16 protein-coding genes are annotated in these 21,439 nt (G+C 61.2%); 5 read left to right on the top strand and 11 right to left on the bottom strand.

Annotation, left to right across the window (positions count from 1 at the left end; translation table 11 throughout):
• Positions 1-198 precede the first annotated feature (198 nt).
• Positions 199-2,337 (bottom strand): amylo-alpha-1,6-glucosidase, encoded by a 2,139-nt coding sequence (locus RBR41_RS10720; protein WP_320352573.1) that lies wholly within the window; start codon positions 2,335-2,337, stop codon positions 199-201.
• A gap of 949 nt (positions 2,338-3,286) precedes the next feature.
• Here RBR41_RS10720 and RBR41_RS10715 point away from each other — a divergent pair.
• The 5 genes from RBR41_RS10715 to RBR41_RS10695 all read left to right on the top strand — a co-directional run bounded on the left by RBR41_RS10715 (position 3,287) and on the right by RBR41_RS10695 (position 8,048).
• The gene (locus tag RBR41_RS10715; protein ID WP_320352572.1) at positions 3,287-4,408 is read left to right on the top strand and encodes a branched-chain amino acid ABC transporter substrate-binding protein; all 1,122 of its coding nucleotides are present in this window, start codon (positions 3,287-3,289) and stop codon (positions 4,406-4,408) included.
• A 207-nt stretch (positions 4,409-4,615) separates the two neighbouring features.
• A complete protein-coding gene (locus tag RBR41_RS10710; RefSeq protein WP_179980791.1) occupies positions 4,616-5,521 on the top strand; it encodes a branched-chain amino acid ABC transporter permease in 906 nt (301 codons plus the stop codon).
• Positions 5,518-6,567 (top strand): branched-chain amino acid ABC transporter permease, encoded by a 1,050-nt coding sequence (locus tag RBR41_RS10705; protein ID WP_320352571.1) that lies wholly within the window; start codon positions 5,518-5,520, stop codon positions 6,565-6,567. Before RBR41_RS10710 ends, RBR41_RS10705 begins: the two co-directional genes overlap by 4 nt.
• Entirely contained in the window at positions 6,564-7,334 is a 771-nt protein-coding gene (locus RBR41_RS10700; protein ID WP_320352570.1) for an ABC transporter ATP-binding protein, read from the top strand. Before RBR41_RS10705 ends, RBR41_RS10700 begins: the two co-directional genes overlap by 4 nt.
• 3 nt (positions 7,335-7,337) lie before the next feature.
• Positions 7,338-8,048 carry an ABC transporter ATP-binding protein gene (locus RBR41_RS10695; RefSeq protein WP_320352569.1) on the top strand — a complete coding sequence of 237 codons (711 nt, stop codon included), beginning with the start codon at positions 7,338-7,340 and terminating at the stop codon, positions 8,046-8,048.
• A gap of 396 nt (positions 8,049-8,444) precedes the next feature.
• Here the strand turns inward: RBR41_RS10695 and RBR41_RS10690 are convergent, their stop codons facing one another.
• The 10 genes from RBR41_RS10690 to pheS form a co-directional block, all read right to left on the bottom strand.
• Complete coding sequence (locus RBR41_RS10690) at positions 8,445-9,521, bottom strand: dihydrodipicolinate reductase (protein ID WP_320352568.1); 1,077 nt, start codon at positions 9,519-9,521, stop codon at positions 8,445-8,447.
• 321 nt (positions 9,522-9,842) lie between these two features.
• Positions 9,843-10,826: a DMT family transporter gene (locus RBR41_RS10685; protein WP_320352567.1), complete on the bottom strand. Its 984-nt coding sequence runs from the start codon at positions 10,824-10,826 to the stop codon at positions 9,843-9,845.
• A gap of 512 nt (positions 10,827-11,338) precedes the next feature.
• Positions 11,339-12,169, bottom strand: a complete 831-nt coding sequence (locus tag RBR41_RS10680) for a MipA/OmpV family protein (protein ID WP_320352566.1) — start codon at positions 12,167-12,169, stop codon at positions 11,339-11,341.
• Between the two features lie 9 nt (positions 12,170-12,178).
• On the bottom strand, positions 12,179-13,348 hold the full coding sequence (locus RBR41_RS10675) for a phosphoglycerate kinase (RefSeq protein ID WP_320352565.1): 1,170 nt from the start codon (positions 13,346-13,348) through the stop codon (positions 12,179-12,181).
• A 126-nt stretch (positions 13,349-13,474) separates the two neighbouring features.
• Complete coding sequence (tkt, locus tag RBR41_RS10670) at positions 13,475-15,475, bottom strand: transketolase (RefSeq protein WP_320352564.1); 2,001 nt, start codon at positions 15,473-15,475, stop codon at positions 13,475-13,477.
• 10 nt (positions 15,476-15,485) lie between these two features.
• Positions 15,486-16,214, bottom strand: coding sequence for a ribulose-phosphate 3-epimerase (gene rpe / locus RBR41_RS10665; RefSeq protein ID WP_320352563.1), 729 nt, complete (start codon positions 16,212-16,214; stop codon positions 15,486-15,488).
• A gap of 278 nt (positions 16,215-16,492) precedes the next feature.
• Positions 16,493-16,846 carry a MerR family transcriptional regulator gene (locus RBR41_RS10660; protein ID WP_320352562.1) on the bottom strand — a complete coding sequence of 118 codons (354 nt, stop codon included), beginning with the start codon at positions 16,844-16,846 and terminating at the stop codon, positions 16,493-16,495.
• A 182-nt stretch (positions 16,847-17,028) separates the two neighbouring features.
• Complete coding sequence (gene pheT, locus RBR41_RS10655; protein WP_320352561.1) at positions 17,029-19,434, bottom strand: phenylalanine--tRNA ligase subunit beta; 2,406 nt, start codon at positions 19,432-19,434, stop codon at positions 17,029-17,031.
• 233 nt (positions 19,435-19,667) lie between these two features.
• The gene (locus RBR41_RS10650) at positions 19,668-20,192 is read right to left on the bottom strand and encodes a hypothetical protein (protein WP_320352560.1); all 525 of its coding nucleotides are present in this window, start codon (positions 20,190-20,192) and stop codon (positions 19,668-19,670) included.
• Between the two features lie 25 nt (positions 20,193-20,217).
• A complete protein-coding gene (pheS, locus tag RBR41_RS10645; protein WP_320352558.1) occupies positions 20,218-21,255 on the bottom strand; it encodes a phenylalanine--tRNA ligase subunit alpha in 1,038 nt (345 codons plus the stop codon).
• Positions 21,256-21,439: the final 184 nt, after the last annotated feature.

Genomic DNA, 21,439 nt, shown 5'->3' with positions numbered 1-21,439 from the left:
ATTTATTCCTTTTGGCGGACTTGCTTCACTTTTTTTGAAACAGTCGAGGACGGAAGAGTCCACTCCTGCTTCAAAAAAGGATCGCGCCTTGCCAAAGGAAATACCAGCTCGTTTCCTGGAGGCCCTTTAATCAGTGCTTCCTTATTGTGCCTGACGGCGAAGCAGTGTGGCCGTGCAGGCATGGTTTGCTATGTTTTTTTACGGTTGTGCTGCGTCCGGCGCGCACGCATGTTGTTTCTTGCAGCCTTCCAAAGCCATGCTCACGCGGCAGACCCCCGCCGTATCGCCAATGACGGGGTGGGCCATGCGGTGCGCCGCCAGTTTTTGCCAGCGCTCGTAGACTGCGGGAGCGGCTTTTTGCAACCGCAGCAAAAGGCGCAGGCATTCGGCCACACTCCAGGCCTGGGCGATGCAGCCATTGGGTTTGTACGGGGGCGAGCCGTCAAACACTTCAGATATGCTGCCAAGGCCCGCCTGGGAAATATGGTCGCAGTAGAGTGGCGTGAGCGTGTCCAGAAGCGCCATGGCCGCGCCGTCCACATCCCAGGCCGTGCGCAGCAGGGCGTCCGCGTAGTGCCCCAGCAGCCAGGGCCAGACCGTGCCCTGGTGGTAGGCCGCATCCCGGCTGGTCGGGCCGCCGTCGTACCGCCCCTTGTAGTGCAGGTCGTCCGGGGCCAGGGTGCGCAGTCCGTAAGGCGTGAGCAGTTTGTTGCGCACGCATTCCACCACCTGTGCCTGATAATCTTCAGCCAGCACGGGATGGGGCAGGGATACCGCGAAAATCTGGTTGGGCCGCACACTGGCGTCGAGTTTGCCGTTTTGCCAGACGTCGCCAAGGTAGCCCCCGCCGCCATAAACCCAGAAGCGCTGGAAAAATGCCGTGCGCATCTGGCGCAGAACCATGTCGCCCGCCAGGGGTTCCTCGCCAAAGCGCGCGGCAAGCTGATCCGCAAAGGCCAGGGTATTGTACCAGAGGGCATTGATTTCAACGGGGCAGCCCTGCCGTGGCGTCACGGGGGCATTGTTGGCCTGAGCGTCCATCCAGGTGAGCTGGGTGTGGGCGTTGCCTGCGTGCAGCAGGCCCTCGGCGTCCACATGAATGTCCAGTTGTCTGGCCCTGCCCTCGCCCGCGCGGTAGCCGGAAATGACCGCCTTGAGCGCGGGCCAGGCGTTTTCACGCACCCAGGCGAGATGCCCGGCGTCCACCTCAAGGCAGCTTTGCAGCGCAAAGGCGTACCACAGGGCGGCGTCCACGGAGTTGTAGGCGTGATCGCCCTGGGGCGAAAGCATGTTGGGGATGAGCCCGTCTTCCACATGCCTGCCCATTTCGGCCAGAACGCGCAGGCCAAAATCCGTACGGCCAGCATGAAAGGTCAGGCCCGGCAGGCTGATCAGCGTGTCGCGGCCCCAGGCGTCAAACCAGTGGTAGCCCGCCAGCACTTCGGGCCGTCCCGCAGGGGATTCGATGCAGAACTGGCGTCCGACCTGTCTCAGGTGCCCGGTGAGTCCGACGTTGGCCTTGTAGGCCTTGGTGCGCTCATGGCTGGCGGCGTCCCACATCTGGTGCAGGTCCTGCTCGCAGTGGCGTGTTCCCACCGCCAGATAGACGCAGCTTTCCGCGCCGTTGGCAAGGGGGGGCATGCCCACGTCCAGCACGCCCGGCATAAAGAGGTCTTCGCTGTAGGGAAAGCCGCGTTCACGCTCTTCAAGGTATTCCACATTACGGCACCAGTCCGGGCGTGGCGCGAAAGAATGCTTCTGGCTTGTCTGGCACTGGATGTAGAGCGTGGGCAGCCCTTCATAGGGAGTGATGCTGAAGCCGTCGGACAGTGGGGTGGTTTCTGCGCGCAGGTCGGGATTGGCGTGGGTAAGCTTGTGAAAATTGCGGTAGGCCAGCAGGGGGCGCAGGCGTAGCGTCAACGGTGGTACGGGGGTTGGCCCGCGCACGCTGAAGCGCATCAGGAGCAGGCTCTCCCCACGGACAAGCTGGATTTCGCGGCACAGGCGCACGTCGCCGACGCGGTAGACGCACTGCGGCCACTGATCCAGGCGGAATGCCTCAAGGTAGTCGTGGCCGTGAGGGTAGAGCGTGCCTGGGTGCTGGCGTGTGGAAAGCGTGAATTCCTTGCCGCCGCCCATGATGGACTCTTCAAGGGCAGAGAGCAGCACATGGCGGCCATAGGGCGTATTGACCGTAAGCAGGCCGTGGTACTTCCGCGTATTGCAGCAAAGGATGGTGCTGCTGGCGTAATCGCCAAGACCATTGGTGAGCAGCCATTCCTTGCGCAACGCCCTGCGGGTGTTCTGGCAGGCAGCCTTGTCAAAGCTGAACCGCATACAGCCTCCGGCGGTACGGGTGCTTATGGGAAGAGCGCTGCGTGAGGCGAGAGGGGGAGGCGAGGTCGCAGCGGGCCTGTATGAGACTGCTGAGGGTGTGGAACCGTGAGGCGGAGAAGGCCGTGCGGTCAGGGCGGAAAGAACACTTGCGGCAGCGCCTTGTCATGCAATGCCTTTGAATCGCCATGAGCAAGTTTCTGCCCGAAGCACGGCTGCGGCACACGCCGCGTACAGGGTGACTGCACCTTTCCTGCCTCTTTGGCATTTATCGTACCGCATGTTTTTATATCTGTCGAGTTTTACAGCTTTGCTTCAGAATTGCGGCAGAATCTGTACAGGCTGGATCGTCACTGGAGACCCGTTTGTTTGCGCGATTTTCGCCCGGAGTGGACAGGTTTTGTGAATATGCATTTGCAATGGTCAAGACACAGTTTTGCAGCGCGTAACAGTACAAATAACTTGTATTTACGCAGTATCAGGCGGCGTCTGCCCGCACAGCGGCCCACGCGCTGCAAAGGGGAAATGCCGGAGGCGCATTGCATGAACAATATATATTCATAAAGGTTGCGCCACGTTACGGTTGTGCAGTGTTATGGTTGTGGGCGCCTGTTACGGTACACGGTTGCGCGGCGCGGGCAGCCCTTTGCTGCTTGCGCGCTTTTACCGCGCAAGGGCTTCACCGTGGGGCTCATCCGCGCAAAGGATTCGATATCTGCCCTGCCAGCCGCGCCGCCGTATGGGCAACGCGCCGCAAGCCACGTCCAGCACGCAACGCCAGGGGAACGCGCCGCCGCCGTGCTCCTTACGGCCACCCCCAGGGGCATCCCTCAAAGCTATCCCCGGCTGTATCCGTAGGAATTGCGGGCAGAAAATCCGGGCTTTTTCTTTGTGACATTTTAGGGTATGCTATTTTGTTACTATCATCATCGCACAACGGACGGGGGATTTTATGAAAGCACTTGGTCGTTTGCTTGGGGCTCTGACCCTCACCCTGCTGGTGCCCGTGGCGGCTCTTGCCGGAGACGTCAAAATCGGTCTCATGTGCCCGCTCACGGGTAAATGGGCCTCTGAAGGGCAGGACATGAAGAACATCGTCAGTCTGCTGGCTGACGAGGTGAATGCCAAGGGCGGCATCAACGGCCGCCAGGTCAAGATTGTGGTGGAAGACGACGCGGGCGATCCGCGTACCGCCGCTCTGGCCGCGCAAAAACTGGCTTCGGCCGGAGTGGTGGCCGTTATCGGCACCTATGGCTCCGCTGTTACCGAAGCAAGCCAGAACATTCTGGACGAAGCCCAGCTGGTGCAGATAGGTACTGGCTCCACCAGCGTGCGCCTGACGGAAAAGGGCCTGCCCCTTTTCTTCCGCACCAGTCCCCGTGACGACGCGCAGGGCCGCGCTGCCGCCGCCGCCATTGTGAAGGGCGGTTACAAGGCTGTGGCGCTTTTGCACGACAATTCCTCCTATGCCAAGGGCCTGGCCGAAGAAACCAAGGCCATCCTGGACAAGGACGGCGTCAAGGTGGTCTTTTATGACGCTCTTACCCCCGGAGAGCGCGATTACACGGCCATTCTGACCAAGCTCAAGTCTGCCAAGCCCGATCTTGTGTTCTTCACCGGCTACTACCCCGAAACGGGCATGTTGCTGCGCCAGAAAAAGGAAATGGGCTGGCCCGTGCCCATGATGGGCGGCGATGCCGCCAACCATCAGGATCTGGTGAAGATTGCGGGCAATGAGGCGGCGGAAGGCTACTTCTTCATCAGCCCGCCCCTGCCGCAGGATATGGACACTGCCGAAGCCAAGGCTTTTCTTGACGCCTTCAAGGCCAAGTACAACACCGTGCCCGTTTCCGTATGGGCCGTGCTGGCTGGCGACGCCTTCAAGGTTATTGAAGCGGCCCTTGCCGCTGGCAATGACAAGCCTGAAGCCATCGCCGCATGGCTGAAAAACCTCAAGGGCATGCCCGGCCTTTCCGGCAGCCTTGGCTTTGACGCCAAGGGCGACCGCGTGGGCGAGTTCTATCGCACCTATGTGGTTGACGGTAAGGGCGTATTTATCTTGCAGCCCAAGTAAACTGGCCGTACAGTGTGCCCCGCGCCTGCGTTTCAGCGGCGCGAAAACAGTCAATACGTCATCAACGCCCGTGGCGGCGGCCCGATTTTTCCGGGCCGCCGCCCGGATGCGCCAATGGGGCCCGACCTGTGCGGCTCCAGCGGCGGAATCGCGCTCTTACCGGCGGGCCTCCCCGGCAACCGGAGCGTGGCAAGGGTACAACGCTTTATGGAACAGTTTTTACAACAGCTTTTGAACGGTCTTGCCGTGGGCGGCATCTATGCCCTGGTGGCCCTGGGGTACACGATGGTGTACGGCGTGCTGAAGCTTATCAACTTCGCGCACGGCGATCTCTTCACCATTGGGGCCTACCTTGGGCTGACCCTGCTTGTGAGCTGCAATTTTTCGGGCATGCTCAGTCCCATGCTGGCTGTGCTGGCCGTCTTTGTCATGGTCGCCCTGCTGGTGGCCATTATCGGCTTTCTTCTGGAGCGTACGGCCTACCGCCCCTTGCGGAACGCCAACCGCCTTTCCGCCGTGGTTTCGGCCCTTGGGGCCTCCATATTTTTTCAGAACGCCATCATGCTCATCTACGGCGCGCGCTTTTACGTCTACCCCGACTACCTCAGGCCCGACTTCACGGTGCATCTGTTCGGCCTGGCCGTTCCCGGCGTGCGCCTGCTGGTCATTGCGGCCAGCGTCATCCTCATGCTTGGCCTATGGGCTTTCATCCAGCGTTCGCGCACCGGCGCGGCCATTCGCGCTGTGGCCATTGACCCCGGCGCGGCCCAGCTTATGGGCATCAACGTGGATCGCATCATCAGCCTGGTCTTTCTTATCGGGCCTGGCCTTGGCGGCGCTGCCGGACTTATGGTGGGCATCTACTACGGGCAGATCGACTTTACCATGGGCTGGACGTACGGCCTCAAAGCCTTTACCGCCGCCATCCTGGGCGGCATAGGCAATATCCCCGGAGCCATGATCGGCGGCCTTCTGCTGGGCGTTATCGAGGCCCTGGCCGCTGGCTATATCGCCATCGCCTGGAAGGACGCCATCGCCTTCTTTGTGCTTATTCTCATTCTTATCATCCGCCCCACGGGCATTCTGGGCGAGCGCACGGCGGACAAGCTATGATGACAGAGCCCATCCGCATTGCCATCCGGGTCGCTCTGGCGGCCGTCATCTGCGCGCTGCCCCTCTTCAGCAACGCCTACTGGACAGACGTGTGCGTGAGCATAGGCCTTTACGCGCTGCTTTCGCTGTCGCTCAACATCATTCTGGGGCAGGCGGGGATCTTTCATATGGGGCACGCGGCCTTTTTTGCCGTGGGCGCGTATGTTACCGCCATACTGAACACCCTCTGCCATTGGCCCATATTCTGGACCATGCCCGTTGCCGGGGCGGCGGCGGCCCTCTTTGCCCTGCTGGTGGCGCGGCCCATCATCCATCTGCGCGGCGACTATCTGCTTATCGTCACCATTGGCATTGTGGAAATTGTGCGCATAGCCCTTATCAACGACGTTTTCGGCCTCACGGGCGGGGCCAACGGCATTTTCGGCATCAGCCGCCCCAGCTTTTTCGGCTTCAAGATAGTCAAGGGCATACAGTTCTACTATCTGGTGTGGGGCATGGTGGCCGTAAGCCTGCTGCTTTTCTACGGCCTGTGGCATTCACGCTTTGGCCGCGCCCTGAACTATATCAAGGAAGACGACGTGGCCGCCGAAGGCTGCGGGGTGAACGTCACCCAGTACAAGCTCATGGCCTTTGTGCTGGGCGCGTTCTGGGCGGGCATGGCCGGTACGCTCTATGCCGCGAAAATGACGACCATTTCACCGGAATCTTTCAGTTTTATGGAGTCCGTCATTATTTTTGCGGTGGTCATTCTTTCGGGCGGCAGCCAGATTGGCGTGCTTATCAGCGCCTTTCTTTTCATCGGCCTGCCGGAACTGCTGCGTGAGTTTTCCAATGCGCGCATGCTTATTTTCGGCCTGGCCATGATGATCATGATGGTGTGGCGTCCCCAGGGGCTGCTGCCCCCGCGCCGCCGTCGCTACCATGTGAAATCACTGATGGAAAACGAAAACGGTGACGGTTCCGGGCCTGGCCCCGGCAGCCCGGAGGCCGGATCTGCCCTTGCCGTTGAAAGCGACGTGCAGGCCGCTGGCGGGAGGCCCGCATGAGTCTTTTGCGCTTGCAGGAAATAACCAAGGTTTTCGGCGGTCTTGTGGCTGTCAACGACCTGACCTTCAGCGTGGAGGCGGGCAGCGTGGTTGGCCTCATCGGCCCCAATGGCGCGGGCAAGACCACGGTATTCAACTGCATCACGGGCAACTACTCGCCGGAGAAAGGGCGGATCTTTTTTGACGGCGAGCCTTTGGCCGGACTACGCCCCCACAAGGTGGTGGAGCTTGGCATAGCCCGCACCTTCCAGAGCATCCGCCTGTTCGGCAAGCTGTCAGTGCTGGAAAACGTCCTGGCCGGGCGGCATTGCCGCATGAAGTCGGGCATGCTGTCCTGTATGCTGCATTTGCCCTGGCAGCGCCGCGAGGAGCGCGCCGCCGTGGCCCGCTGCATGGAGGAACTAAACTTTGTGGGCCTGGCCGACCGCCATGCCGAAGCCGCCGGGGGGCTTTCCTACGGCAACCAGCGGCTGCTCGAAGTCGCCCGCGCCCTGGCCTCCGACCCGCGCCTGCTCATCCTTGACGAGCCCGCTGGCGGCATGAACGACCAGGAAACCGCTGCCCTTGTGGACACCATTGCGGCCATACGCGACAGGGGCATCACCGTGCTGCTCATCGAGCACGACATGCGTCTGGTCATGAAAATCTGTGAAAAACTGGTGGTGCTGGAGCACGGCACCATGATCGCCCAGGGCGAGCCGGAGGCCGTGCGCCGTAATCCGGCCGTGGTTGAAGCCTACCTGGGCGTCGAAGACGAGAAGTGGTAAGCCATGTCCCTGTTGCAACTGTCGAATATACGGGTCAGCTATGGCAGCGTCGAAGTGCTGCACGGCATTGATCTGCGGGTGGAAGAGGGCGAGATTGTCACCATCCTCGGAGCCAACGGCGCTGGCAAAAGCACCACCCTGCTTTCCATCAGCGGCCTTGTGCGGCCCTCGTCGGGCGAGATTCTTTTTGACGGGCAGGATTTGCTGCGTCTGCCAAGCCACAAGGTCGTGGGCCTGGGCATAGCCCAGTCGCCCGAGGGGCGGCGGGTTTTCGGCGTCATGAGCGTGCTTGAAAACCTGCGGCTGGGGGCCTTCTGCATTGAGGACAAAGCCCGCAAGGAACGCACCCTTGAATGGATATTCGATCTTTTTCCGCGTCTGCTTGAGCGCAAGGATCAGCTTGCTGGCACGCTTTCGGGCGGCGAGCAGCAGATGCTGGCCATAGGCCGGGCGCTCATGGCCGAACCGCGCCTTTTGCTGCTTGACGAGCCTTCCCTGGGGCTTGCGCCTTTGCTGGTGCGCTCCATATTTGAGACCGTGCGGGCCATCAACAAGCGCGGCGTCACGGTGCTGCTGGTGGAGCAGAACGCCCGCGCCGCCCTCAAGCTGGCATCGCGCGGCTATGTGCTTGAAGTGGGCAAGGTGGTTATGGAAGACAAGGCCCATAACCTGCTCAACAATGCCAGCGTGCGCGAGGCGTACCTCGGCGGATAAGACTGCGCGCGCATGGTTGCTCGTTGTCGCGTACAGTGCGTGGCGCTTTTTTTTGAAATACTTTGTGGGGGCGGGTTGGAATGCTTTGTGGGGGAGGGACCCTTTTGCAAAAGGGTCTCCTCCCCCACGCCCCCACCCCCTAAAACTTTTATTATGTTTTGGCATATTACAAAGTGCGTCCTGATTTGAGCCGGGGAGGCAGGGGGCGGGTTTTCCAGGCATCGCATCACCTTTAACGTTCATCTGCTCCAAGTCCGCAGTGATTCCCGCCCGCGCCTGAAGTGCCTGTTGGACGGCGTGCATGCCGGGTTCGCATCACCTTTGTTCATTTGAAAAGGCCCGTCCTGCGGTAAGGACGGGCCTTTTTTTTGTGCGATTGGGGCAGGCTGTCACTGGCTATTTGTTGACGTACTGGTCCAGCGGCTTCACCCGGTAACTGTTCACGGGCATCTGGTCTGTGGTCACATAGCCGGGCGCGGCGTTGATGAGATCAGGAATGCGGTTCACCAGGGTTGCGCATGTCAGTTCCACGGTGGCGGGCTGGGTGATGACCACCTGGGTGTCGGGCTCGCCCATGAGCGTCCAGTCGTTGCGGTCAACCTCATCCGGCGCGTAGACCTTGCCTATGCATTCGCTCTCGATGGTGACGCCTTCCTGCGTTTCGGTGGTGACCACTGCGGACATGCCTGTGGCGTATCCCGCAGGAATGGTCATGCCCAGGGTGGAAGACTTGAGTTCGCTGGAGTGGGTCATGGGCACGCATTTCTGTGTCTGCCCGGTGACCGTAAGGCCGAGCCGGGCCGCCAGCCAGCCGTTGACGTTCCACATATAGGAGGGCAGGAATTCGCCCTTTTCAATAAGGGCCTTGCGCTGGGATTCGGGGATGTTGTCCGCCGAGGCGATGTCCCTGTCAAAAGCCTCAAGGTCAAGGCCAGCGCCGTGCGCCTTGGCCAGGGCTATGCCGTAATCCTCCACATTATAGCTGGACTTGCCGCGAATTTTTCTGATGGTGTGCATGGCCCCGGCCAGGGTGGTAATGAGGTTGCCCCAGAACACATCCTGATAACCCGTGCCGCAGATAGTGCAGCCGTTCCTTTTGGCCAGCGCGTCAATTTCGCGGGTGAGGGCTGGCGAGGAGTTCATGGGGTAGATGGCTTCCTCGCAAATGGTGATGGCGTTGACGCCGCATTGGGCGCAGGTCATGAGGGGTACCCGAAGATCACGTAAAAGACTCATGGTGGTGACGAGGCAGGCGTCCGGTTTGAGCCGGGCCAGGGTTTGAGCCGCCTCGGAGGCGTCCTCCACAAGAATGCCCTTGTTTTCGCAGCCCATGATGGAGCCGATGTCACGCCCGATAACAGCCGGGTTCATATCAAAGGCGGCCACAATCTCCGCCCCTTTTTCGTATACGTAGCGCATGGAATATCGCGACATTTTTCCGCAACCATACTGGGCTATCCGTAGTGTGCTCATGGATTTCTCCTGGTTTGGAAATGGGGATTAATTGAAAACTATTTTCAAACTGAGCGTATCAACTCCACGGCCTAATGCAAGGTGGAACTGCTCTGTCACCTGTGAGCGCAAACGCCTTGGAAGATTAAAAGTTCTGTGTATTTAAATAGTTGTGAGGTGTAATGAATAGCAATAGACTTTGAGAATATTTTCTCAAAGTCTATGCTGTCACAGAAAAAAAGCAAGAGGGGCTTGTTTGATACAGGCGAGCCTGATGGCGTGGCCGACGACGTGGCCGATGGCGTGCTGATGGCGTACCCGATGGCGTACCCGACGGCGTGGTTACGTCGTTTTCGGGGCTTGTCCTGGGCGCAGGGCCACATACAGCCCTGCCACGATGGCCGCAGCGCCCATGACATCCTGCACGCCGATGGCAGTGCCGAGGAGCAGGGCGGAGAGCGCCAGTCCCGAAAGGGGGTTGAGCATGTTGTAGGAAGCGGCCATGGAGGGGCCTTGCGTACGTATGAGCAGCAGCCACAGCGCCATGCCCGCCAGGCTGACCACTACCAGCCACAGCAGCGCGGCCAGGGCGGGCCAGGTGATGTGCAAAGGGTTTGCCGTGGTCATGAAGGCGGCGGGGGCAAAGCAGAGCATGCCGCAAAGAGTCATCCAGAAGTTCAGCGAAAGCAGGGACAGGGCGTCATACTTGCCGCGAAAGAGCACTGCGCCAACCGAGAAGGCCAGCGTGGCGGCGATGGCCATGCCAAGCCCAAGGCCAGCGCCTTCGTGCAGGCCCGTAATGCCCACCATGACGACTACCCCGGCAAAGGCCACGGTGAGTCCCAGCAGTTTTCTTTTGTCAAAAGACTCCTGACCGCGCAGGGCCGCCAGGGCCATGGTCATGAAGGGCGCGCAGGAAACCACGATGACGACCCATGAGGCGGCCAGATAGCGCAGGGCGGAAAAACTCAGGCCCAGGTAGACCACGTTATTGAGCAGGCCAAGAAGCATCCCTGGCAGCATGGCCTGCCTGCCCTCTGGGCCAAGGAGCTTTTTGCCGCAAAACAGCAGAAGCACCAGCACGGTCAGTGTAAAACGGTAAAACAGGGTGGCGAACGGCCCCATTTCCATCACGACCACCTTGCCCGCGATGAATGCCGAACTCCATATGACGCTGAAAAACACGCCCACAGCGTAACGTCCCCACGGTGTACCGCTCGCGGGGGGCGCGGCCCAGGGCGGTGGCTGGGTTTTATCCTCGGTGTTCCGGGCCGGGGCGCTGCGGCGGTCTTGTGTTTGCCGCGCTGTGCCGTTTTTTTCAGACATGCGGTCTTTCCTGCCTGTGCCAGTACCTGGCCTGTGCGGTGCGGATTTTGGCGGTACTGCCATCGTGCTCCGCGTGCGGGCATGGCAGCTATGGCATGACTGCCGGAGGGGAAAGAAGCTGGCGGTCAGCGCGTTTTTTCGTTTGTGGTGAACATGCGCGCCAGTTTGCCGTGAAACACACGGCAAAATGCCTGGATGTGAAGGCTGAAAGGCTCGTCTTTTGTCCCGTCCATTCAGAACAGAAAAAGCCTTATAATATACTAAAATACAATAAAAGTTTTAGGGGGTGGGGGCGTGGGGGAGGAGACCCTTTTTAGAGCATTTAAACTTTGAAAAAAGTTAAATGCTCTAACGCTGCACGAGAGTGCAGCGCGCCACAACGTGGCGTGGATTCTGCCGAAAATCGCATTTTCTGCAGAATGACTACTTTGAAATGTGAAGCATTTCAAAGTAAATCTGGTCTAAGGAGGGTCCCTCCCCCACACAGCATTCTAACCTAACCAACCCTTACACTAAAATGCGTACAGCAAGCCAGCGCTGAAGGAATACGTTGTGGTGCGTTCCACCATGGGGCTGTCGGTAATCTCGTTGCCGAGAAAGAGCGCCTTGGCATTGGCAACGGCGCTCCAGTCCTCGGTGAGAATGACCCGCATGGTCAGCCCGGCATAGGGTGAAAACGTGCTTTCGGGGCTGTATTCCTTGAAGCCGCTGGCGCGGGATTCGCTGGAACTGATGCTGTAGTAATAGTCGTTGTAGTTGGTGTCCGTCCACTGCACGCCCACGGCGGGCGAGAACATGACGTTTTCGAAGCGCATGGGGTAGGCGTAGGCAACGTCGGCCTTGATGCCGTTGTTGACGCCCAGAATGTCTGTGGACACCGTGGCGGACGCCTGACCGTAGAGCGTGCGCAGCGTATAGTTCAAGCCGGCCATGAGTGTGGAATACCTGTCGTCCAGACGCTTCATCCTGCTGTTGTCGCTCCAGGAGGCATAGAAGTTCTGGGGCAGGTAGGACAGCTGGATGTTGAACTCCTGATAGTGATCCCTGTACACGTGCACGCCGCCGTCCAGGCCGCGCAGGTACAGCCACTTGCCCTCATAGCCAATAAGGGGAAGCGGAGAACCGAGGGAGTCGATGCCCTTGTATTCCGACGTGCGCAGGCTTGCGCCGAGGCCGGTGTTGAAGCCCCATTTGTCGCCCTGGGCGGCAGCGTCAGCGGGGTTTTCTTCCCAGGCTTCCTGAGCCGGAGCGGCAAAGGACGTGCCAGGGGTAATGGTCAGCAGCGTCAGCAGGGCCAGCAACGTCACCGAGGCCAGCCCGCCGAAGGATATACGTTTTTTCATTAAACTACCTTAGCCCCGGTCCTCCAGGGCAGCCACCGAAGGCAGTTTTTTGCCTTCAAGCAGCTCAAGGGACGCGCCGCCGCCTGTGGATATGTAACCCATGCGGTCGGCAAGTCCGTATTTTTCCACGGCAGCCACACTGTCACCGCCGCCAACGACCACAAAGGCCTTGGAATTGCCAAGATATTCGGCCAGGGCCTTGGTGCCGTCACCAAAGGGCTCGGTTTCGAACGCGCCCACAGGGCCGTTCCACACCACAGTGGCGGCCTTGGCCAGATACTTTTCATAGAGTGTCAGGGTTTCGGGGCCCACGTCCAGTATCATCTGGTCGCCGGGCACGTCGCCCACGGCGTGCAGCGAGGCGTGCTGGCCAGGGGCCAGTTCCTCGGCGGTGATCACGTCCATGGGCAGGGGAAGTTCCTTGTTGAGGGTCTTGGCCTGTTCCATAACTTTTTTGGCTTCAGGCACCAGATCTTCTTCGTACAGAGACTTGCCCACCATGTAGCCAGCCGCCGCCAAAAAGGTATTGGCGATGCCGCCGCCAAGGATAAGCACGTCCACCGTGTTCAGCAGGTTTTCGAGCAGGCCGATCTTGGTGGACACCTTGGCTCCGCCGATAATGGCGACCAGGGGACGGGCGGGATTGTCGAGCACTTTTTCAAAGGCCTGCAGTTCAGCCTGCAGCAGGGGGCCGGCGCACGCCACTTGCGCGGCGCGTACAGCGCCCTCGGTGGAGGCATGGGCGCGGTGTGCGGCGCCAAAGGCGTCCATCACATATACGTCGCCAAGGTCGGCCAGTTTTTGGGCCAACTGGGGATCATTCTTTTTTTCGCCGGACAGAAAACGCACGTTTTCCAGCAGAACCACCTGACCGGGCTGTACTTTGGCCTCGTCCAGCGTTTTTGCCAGCGTTACGGGCTGGCCAAGCTGCTTTTCAAGGCAGGCGGCCACGGGAGCCAGAGAAAACTGCTCGTCATACTGCCCTTCGGTGGGACGCCCCAGGTGCGAAAGCAGAATGACGCCAGCGCCTTTTTCCAGCGCCAGTTTGATGGTGGGCAGGGCAGCGCGGATGCGCTTGTCATTGGTGACCTCGCCGTCCTTCATGGGCACATTGAGGTCTTCGCGGATAACAACGGTTTTGCCTGTGAGGTCCAGGTCCTGCATGTTCTTTATAGGCATAGCGCGCTCCCTTTGTTGCTTGCAGATATTTCGTTGAGGCAACCGGCCCAGAGGGCCATGCGTGCATGAGGCGCGGGGGAGGCCAAGGCCAGACCCCCGCGCGAAACAGGGTCAGATGCGGCCCACTCAGATGCGGCCCATGAGGGCGCGGGCCTTTTCCAGAGCGTTGGTCACGGTAAAGCCGAGGCGTTCAAAAACCACCTTGCCGGGGGCAGATGCGCCAAAGCCTTCCATGCCGATGACCGCGCCGTCCAGGCCCACGTATTTGCCCCACCAGTCGCTGGCGGCGGCTTCAATGGCCAGGCGGGCGCGCACGGCGCGCGGCAGCACGCTTTCCTTGTATTCGGCGCTCTGGGCGTCAAACACTTCAGCGCAGGGCATGGACACGACGCGCGCCTTGCGGCCGTCGGCGGCAAGCTGTTCGGCGGTTTCAAGGGCCAGGCCCACTTCGGAGCCGGTGGCCATGATGATGATCTCGGGCGTGCCTTGGCAGTCGCGCAGCACGTATCCGCCACGGGCGATGGCCGCCACCTGCGCCTCGCTGCGCGGGCAGAAGGGCAGGTTCTGGCGCGAAAGGGACAGGCCGGAAGGCGTGTGGACGCTTTCCAGCGCGCAGATCCAGGCGGCGGCGGTTTCCACCGCGTCGCAGGGCCGCCAGAGGTTGAAATTGGGCATAAGCCGCAGCATGCCAAGCTGTTCCACGGGCTGGTGTGTGGGGCCGTCTTCGCCCACGCCGATGGAGTCGTGGGTCAGCACCCAGATTACACGGATGCCCATGATGGACGCAAGACGCAGGGCGTTCTTGGCCTGATCGGCAAAGGCCAGGAATGTTCCGGCGTAGGGGATGAAGCCGCCGTGCAGGGCAAGGCCGTTCATGATGGCGCTCATGCCGAATTCGCGCACGCCGTAGGAAATGTAGTTGCCCGTGTGCTCCTTCACGTCCATATGCACGGAGGAAGACGTATACGTGCCCACAGAGCCGGTGAGGTCAGCGGAGCCGCCCGCCAGTTCGGGCAGACGCGGCACAAGGTACTCAAGCGTTTTTTTGGAGGCAACGCGGGTGGCGATGCTTTCGCCCTTGCTGATGGCGTCCTGCAGGGCACCGGCGGCTATGGCGGCCCAGTCGGCGGGCAGCTTGCCCTGCATGCGACGGGTCAGTTCGGCGGCCAGTTGGGGATGGGCCTTGGCATAGGCGTCAAAGCGCGCGTTCCAGGCGGCTTCGGCGGCTTTGCCAGCGTCGCGGGCGCTCCAGGCCGTGTAGATGTCCTGCGGGATGGTAAAGGGGGCTTCGTGCCAGCCAAGGGCATCGCGCGTGGCGGCAATGCCGTCTTCACCCAGAGGGGAGCCGTGGCAGGAGGCAGAATCGGCCTTGGGCGAGCCAAAGCCTATGTGGGTATGGCAGATGATCAGGCTGGGGCGGGACGTGTCGGATTTGGCCTCGGCCAGGGCCTTGTCCAGAGCGGCAGCGTCGTGGCCGTCCACGGGGCCGATGACCTGCCAGTTGTAGGCGCGGTAGCGGGCGGCCACATCCTCGTTGAACCATCCGTCGATCTTGCCGTCAATGGAGATGCCGTTGGCATCGTACATGACAATGAGCTTGCCGAGGCCCCAGGTGCCAGCCAGGGAGCAGGCCTCGTGCGACACGCCTTCCATAAGGCAGCCGTCGCCCAAAAAGGCGTAGGTGTGGTGATCCACCACCGTATGCTCGGGCGTATTGAACTGGGCGGCCAGCATGCTTTCTGCCAGGGCGAAGCCCACGGCGGAGGCAATGCCCTGACCCAGGGGGCCAGTGGTCATTTCAATGCCCATGTGCGGCTCGTATTCGGGGTGTCCGGCGGTTTTGGCCCCCCACTGGCGGAAATTGCGAATTTCGTCCATGGGCAGATCATAGCCCGTGAGGTGCAGCAGGGCGTACAGCAGCATGGAGGCATGCCCGTTGGACAGGATAAAGCGATCGCGGTTGAACCACAGGGGATTGGCGGGATTGTGCCTGAATCCGTGCCGCCAGAGGGCCTCGGCCATATCGGCCATGCCGAGGGGTGCGCCGGGATGGCCGGAGCGGGCTTTTTCAATGGCGTCCATGGCAAGGGCGCGGATGGCGTTGGCGCACTGTCTACGGGTAGGCATGTTCATTCCTCTATTTTTGCTTGGGATGGGTATCGGCTGCAGGCTGACGCTGTGCGGCAGCCCGCACGGCGGGGCGTGGTTCGTGCCCGGCCAGGGGAGCCATAAAGGCAGCCAGACGCGCGTCGTAGGGTTTGTGCCCGAAAAAGGCCGAACCGGACACAAGGACGTCGGCCCCGGCTTCCACCAGCTGGGCCGTGTTTTCGGGGCATACGCCGCCGTCCACCTGAATGAGCACGTCCTCGCGGCCACAGGCGTCCAGCAGACGGCGGGCAGAGCGGATTTTGTCAAAGGTGGCCGGAATGAACGCCTGACCGGAAAAACCGGGGTTGACGCTCATGATGAGCAGCATGTCCATATCATCGACGAGCCAGCGTATGGCGCCGAGATCCGTGCCGGGATTCAGGGCCACGCCCGCCTTGCAGCCCATGTCGCGTATGGCCGAAAGGGTGCGCTGCGGGTGGCGGTCGGCCTCGGCATGGATGACCAGCATGTCGGCCCCCGCGTCTCTGAAATCGCGGATATAGCGGGACGGGTCCTGCACCATGAGGTGTACGTCAAAAAAAAGCCCGCTGCCAGGCCTGAGGGCCTTGATCAGCGGGGGACCAAAGGTAATGTTGGGCACATAGGCGCCGTCCATCACGTCAAGGTGCAGCCAGGAGATTCCGGCGGCTTCAAGAGCGTTCAGCTCTTCGGCCAGACGCGAAAAATCGGCGGAAAGCAGCGAAGGTGATAAAATCATGTGGGTATTCTGCTTGTTTTCACGAAGGCGGAATCTTGGCGATTTCTGCCGTCCGTGGTTGCCGCCTGTTCTTTGGCCGCAAGCGGTAAAAGTGTCGCAACGCCGTCAAACGGAATAAATCAGCGTTTCCCTAGAGCAGATTAACTTTGAGAATATACATTCTCAAAGTTTAAGACACGCTTACTTTGGCGTTTAACCGCGCAGATAAACTGCGCTTACGCCTCCGTAGCGAACGTCTGCTCACGCAGCCGTCAGAGCAATTTAAAAGTTAAATTGCTCTAGCCGCCGTTGAGCAGGCGGCGCACCGCCGTCAGTTCCCGTTTGAGCATGCGCATGAAATCCGGGTCAGGCACTGCGGCCACGCGCTCAGGCAGACTTTCGTCCACCACGGCGCTGCCTTGCAGCACACGGCGCGCGCCTTCAATGGTCATGCCCTGTTCGTGCAGCAATTGCCGTATGCGCCGCAAAAGGCCCACATGCTCCTCGGTGTAAAGGCGCTGCCCCTTACCCGTGCGCAAAGGCGCCAACTGGGGAAATTCCGTCTCCCAGAAGCGCAGCACATGGGTTTTGAGGTTGAGCAGTTCCGCAACTTCACCGATGCGGTAGGTTTTTTCGTCGTTGTGGTCCGGCATGGGGCCCCCTGACGTCCTCCAGAGCATTTTTCTGCCTACAGCGCAGCGACCTTGAGCGTCGTTGCCGCGCAAGCGCCAAGCGCCGGAAACATGGCCTCCATGCTCCGGCAGGCGAAAGAACAGTGGCGCGTACGGCGGGGCCACGACCTCGCAACGGCACGACGCCGTTAAACGGCCGTGTTCTAGATTTTGACGCCCAGCGCCGCTGCCAGAGACTGTGCCACTTTTTCCCTTTCCTTGTCCACTTCCGTGTCCTTGAGGGTACGGTCTGCGTGCCGGAACGTCAGGCGGAAGGTGAGGTTGCGCACGGCATCCTGACCTTCGGCGGCCTTGGGTTCAAAGCAGTCCACCAGCACGATGTCTTCCAGCAGGGGCAGGCCAAGGCCGCGCACATGGGCCGCGATGGCGCTGACCGTGAGGCCCTGGGCGGCCATGACCGTGATGTCGCGGCGCACCGGGGGGTACACGGGCAGGGGACGGAAGCGCACCTCGGCGGCGTCGTACAGTTCGCGCAGGATTTCCAGATTCAGTTCGGCCAGCCAGACGTCCTTGCGGGCGTGGAACTCTTCGGCCATGGCGGGCCGGATCCGGCCCATGACGCCAACAACGCGGCCGTCAACCGTGATCGCAACGCAGGGCAGCAAAAAGGGGTGCCCTTCCGCCAGGGTGCATTCCGGCGCGGGCAGGTGCAAAAAGCGCAGCAGGTTTTCAACAATGCCCTTGATGTCCGCGTAGTCCAGGTCGCCTTCGGCCTGGGGCCAGGCAGCGTCAAAGCGCGCGCCATAGAGCAGCACGCCCAGCATGCCTGTTTCACGGGCCGTGGTTTCGGAGGTGGCGTCCGCCTCAAAGATATTGGCCAGTTCAAAGAGGCGCAGCCCCTGAACCCCCTGGGCCAGATTGTTGCGCAGATCGTAAAGCAGGCCGGGGGCCAGGGCGGTGCGCAGGGCGTCCTGCTCCGCAGAAAGGGGGTTCATGATGGATATGCGCCCTTCGCGCGGCAGACCCAGGTGGTCCATATCCTTGTGGCCCACAAAGCTGTAGTTGACGGCTTCGTTGAGGCCAAGGCCAGCGCCCCAGTGCTTGAGGCGCGACCAGAAGCTGAAGCGCGATTCCGGCTCGCCCGCGCGGTCAAGATTGCCGGCCACGGCGGGCAGTTCGGGGGCAATGGTGTCAAGACCGTGTACACGGCCCACTTCTTCCACAAGGTCGGCCTCGCGGGTGAGGTCGGGCCGCCAGGACGGCTGGCTCACGTGCCACACGTCCGCAGAGGCGTCCACGGTGCAGCCCATGCCGGTAAGCACCTTCTGGTCAAATTCCGGGGTCAGATGGACGCCCAGCAGGGCGTCGGCGCGGGACGGGCGAAAGCTGATGTTGGCGGCTTTGAAGGGGCGCGGCTCGGCAATGGAAAGCCCGGGCTGCACAGTGCCGCCGCTGATGGCGGCCATCATGGCGCAGGCGCGATCCAGCGCCCAGACGCTGCGCTGCTGGTCGATGCCGCGCTCAAAACGGTAGGAAGCCTCGGACGAAAGGCCCAGGCGGCGCGACGTTTTGCGGATGGTGCCGGGACGGAACACGGCGCTCTCAAGAAAGACATTGCTGCTGGCATCGCCGATTTCGGTATTGAGGCCGCCCATGACGCCAGCCAGGGCCACGGCGCGCGAAGCGTCGCGGATGCAGAGATCCTGCGCGGTGAGGGCGCGTTCCTGACCGTCCAGGGTGGTGAACTTTTCGCCTTCCTGCGCGCGGCTGATCTCGATGCGGCCGCCTTCAAGCTTGTCCAGGTCAAAGGAGTGCAGGGGCTGGCCGCATTCAAAAAGAATGTAGTTGGTCACGTCCACAATATTGGATATGGGGCGGACGCCCACGGAGTGCAGGCGGTGGCGCATCTGCATGGGCGAGGGGCCGATTTTCGCGCCGGTGATGACCCGGCCGGAATAGAGCCAGCAGAGGTCGGGGTCTTTGATGTCAATGGGCACGAGGCGCTGGGGCGCGTTTTCGTCGATTTGCAGGGGCATGGCCGGGATCTGCAGCGGCAGGTCAAAGGCAAGAGCCGCTTCACGGGCCAGGCCCAGCACAGAAAGGCAGTCCGCCCTGTTGGGCGTGATGGAAATGTCCAGAACCTCACGGTCAAGGGCCAGCTGATCCACCAGGGGCTTGCCCACCACAAAGCTGTCGGGCAGCACCATAATGCCAGAATGGTCTTCGGTCAGCCCCAGTTCGCGCTCAGAGCAGATCATGCCGCAGGAGGGCGCGCCGCGCAGTTTGGCCTTCTTGATGACCATGCCGTCGGGCATGACCGTGCCCACAAGGGCCACAGGAACCTTCTGGCCTTCGGCCACGTTGGGCGCGCCGCATACGATGTCCAGCAGCTCGCCCTGGCCCGCGTCCACTTTGCAGATATGCAGGTGGTCGGACTCCGGATGATCCTCACAGGCTGCCACAAGCCCCACCACAATGGAACTGATGGAATCGTAGGGCCGCCGGATGTCTTCCAGCTCAAGGCCGAGCATGGTCAGGCGGTCACCCAGAGCTTCAGCCGTGCCTTCGTAAGGCGTAAATTCACGCAGCCATGAAAGTGAGAGCAGCATAGCATGTCCTGTTAGTGCGGGGCCGCGGGCCGCCGCGTTGGGCGTCATTGATGGTGTTCTGTACAAAAATCTGCGGGCCTTGAGCGCAAACGTCCTCTGGCCTGCCAGCCTTAAGCATTATTTAAGGAAGCACTCATTAAAGAGCCTCCTGGAAATGCGCAGTCTTTCGCCTGGCAAGGATTTTCAGAAAAAAACCTTGCAATGCAGTTACCTCATTTCATTCGTAAACTGCCTTAATTGAAACTCCAGGCTGGCGTAGTATCCTTGGGCGTCGGGTTCGGCAGGGGGCGGTCATGCTCCTGCATGCCCCTGTTGCCGTATGCTCCGGGGCCGGGCCTGCGCCTTGCGGGTTTTTCTTCCGGCTGTGAATCGGTGACGGTGTTGCCGTAGGCATCCGTATACCCCATGCCGCCTTCGGCGGTGCGGCTCACGTTTCTGCCAGGCAGGCCTTCCATAGGTTTGGGTCCGCCAGGCGGTTCAATGCCGGGATCGCGCGCATTGGAGGGCGATTTGGCCCAGGCCGTTCCCGCAGCGTCGTGCATATGCCCGGCGGGCCAGAGGCCGGGCGCAAGCGCCAGAAGCGTCGCAACCACGAAAGCCAGCACAGGGCCGCGCCGCCACAGGCCGCGCCGCCAGCCGCCAGACAGGACACGCCGCCACAGGCGGAGCAGGCCGTGCCGCCAGATGCCGGGCAGGCCGCGCAGGGGCGCGGTTTGCGGCTTGGCGGTACTGCGTGTGCTGTCGTGGCGCGGGAACATATGCCTGTCCTAAAGGATGAGTGGCCTAACGGGCGAACTGACCCAGAAAACGGGTGTCGTTCTCAAAAAACATGCGCAAATCGCCGATGCCGTACTTGAGCATGGTCACGCGCTCCACGCCCATGCCAAAGGCAAAGCCGCTGACTTCGGGATCATAGCCCACAGCCTCGAACACGGCGGGGTCCACCATGCCGCAGCCGAGGATTTCGACCCAGCCAGTGGTTTTGCATACCCGGCAGGGGGCGTCGCCAATGTGGCCCTTGCCGCCGCAGATGCAGCAGCTTATGTCCACCTCGGCCGAGGGTTCGGTAAAGGGAAAAAAGCTGGGGCGGAAGCGCACCTGGGTGTCGCCGCCGAAAATGGCGCGCACAAAGGCTGTGAGCGTGCCGCGCAGATGGGCCATGCTGATGCCTTCACCCACCATGAGTCCTTCAATCTGATGGAACATGGGGGTATGGGTGAGGTCGCTGTCGCGCCGGTAGACCTTGCCGGGGGCCACCACGGCCAGCGGGGGCTTGCGGTGCAGCATGGTGCGCGCCTGCACAGGGGACGTGTGGGTGCGCATGAGCACCTTGTCGGTGATGTACAGGGTGTCCTGCATGTCACGGGCAGGATGCTCCGGCGGCATGTTCAGGGCCTCGAAGTTGTAATAGTCGATCTCCACTTCGGGGCCGGACACGATTTCAAAGCCAAGACCCTTGAAAATTTCGCAAATCTCTTCCATCACCAGGGTGGTGGGATGCAGGGTGCCGCTCCATGGCGCACGGCCGGGAATGGAGGGGTCAAAGCGCTTGAGGGCTTCGGCCTCGCGCCCGGCTTCCAGGGCCTGTTTGCGGGCGTCAAACAGATCGTTGCAGCGCTCTTTGACGCTGTTGGCCGTCTGGCCCACGGCGGGGCGCTGTTCAGGCTCCAGCTTGGGAAGCTGGCTCATGATCTGGGCGATTCTGCCCTTGCGGCCCAGAAAGTCCACCCGCAGGGCTTCCAGCCCTTCCAATGAAGAAGCCTGATCCAGACCTTTTTCAAGCTCGGGGACCAGGCCTTCCAGTGCAGAAATCAGATCCATACGGATTCCCAAGGCCGCCTGCGCGGCGCTGACGTTGAATATTGCACAATTTGAAAAACAAAGGGCGTGGGCAGCGCATCGCACCGTCCACGCCCCGTATAGCATGCATGACCCTGCTCCCGCAAGCCAACCGGCGCACGGAGTTATCCGTACTGGCCAGCGCGGCCTGGAGCCTTGCTCCGGC

The organism is Desulfovibrio sp., assembly GCF_034006445.1.
Taxonomy (GTDB): domain Bacteria; phylum Desulfobacterota; class Desulfovibrionia; order Desulfovibrionales; family Desulfovibrionaceae; genus Desulfovibrio.
Note: the sequence above shows the minus strand (reverse complement) of the source record. Positions and strands in the feature narration are given on the sequence as shown.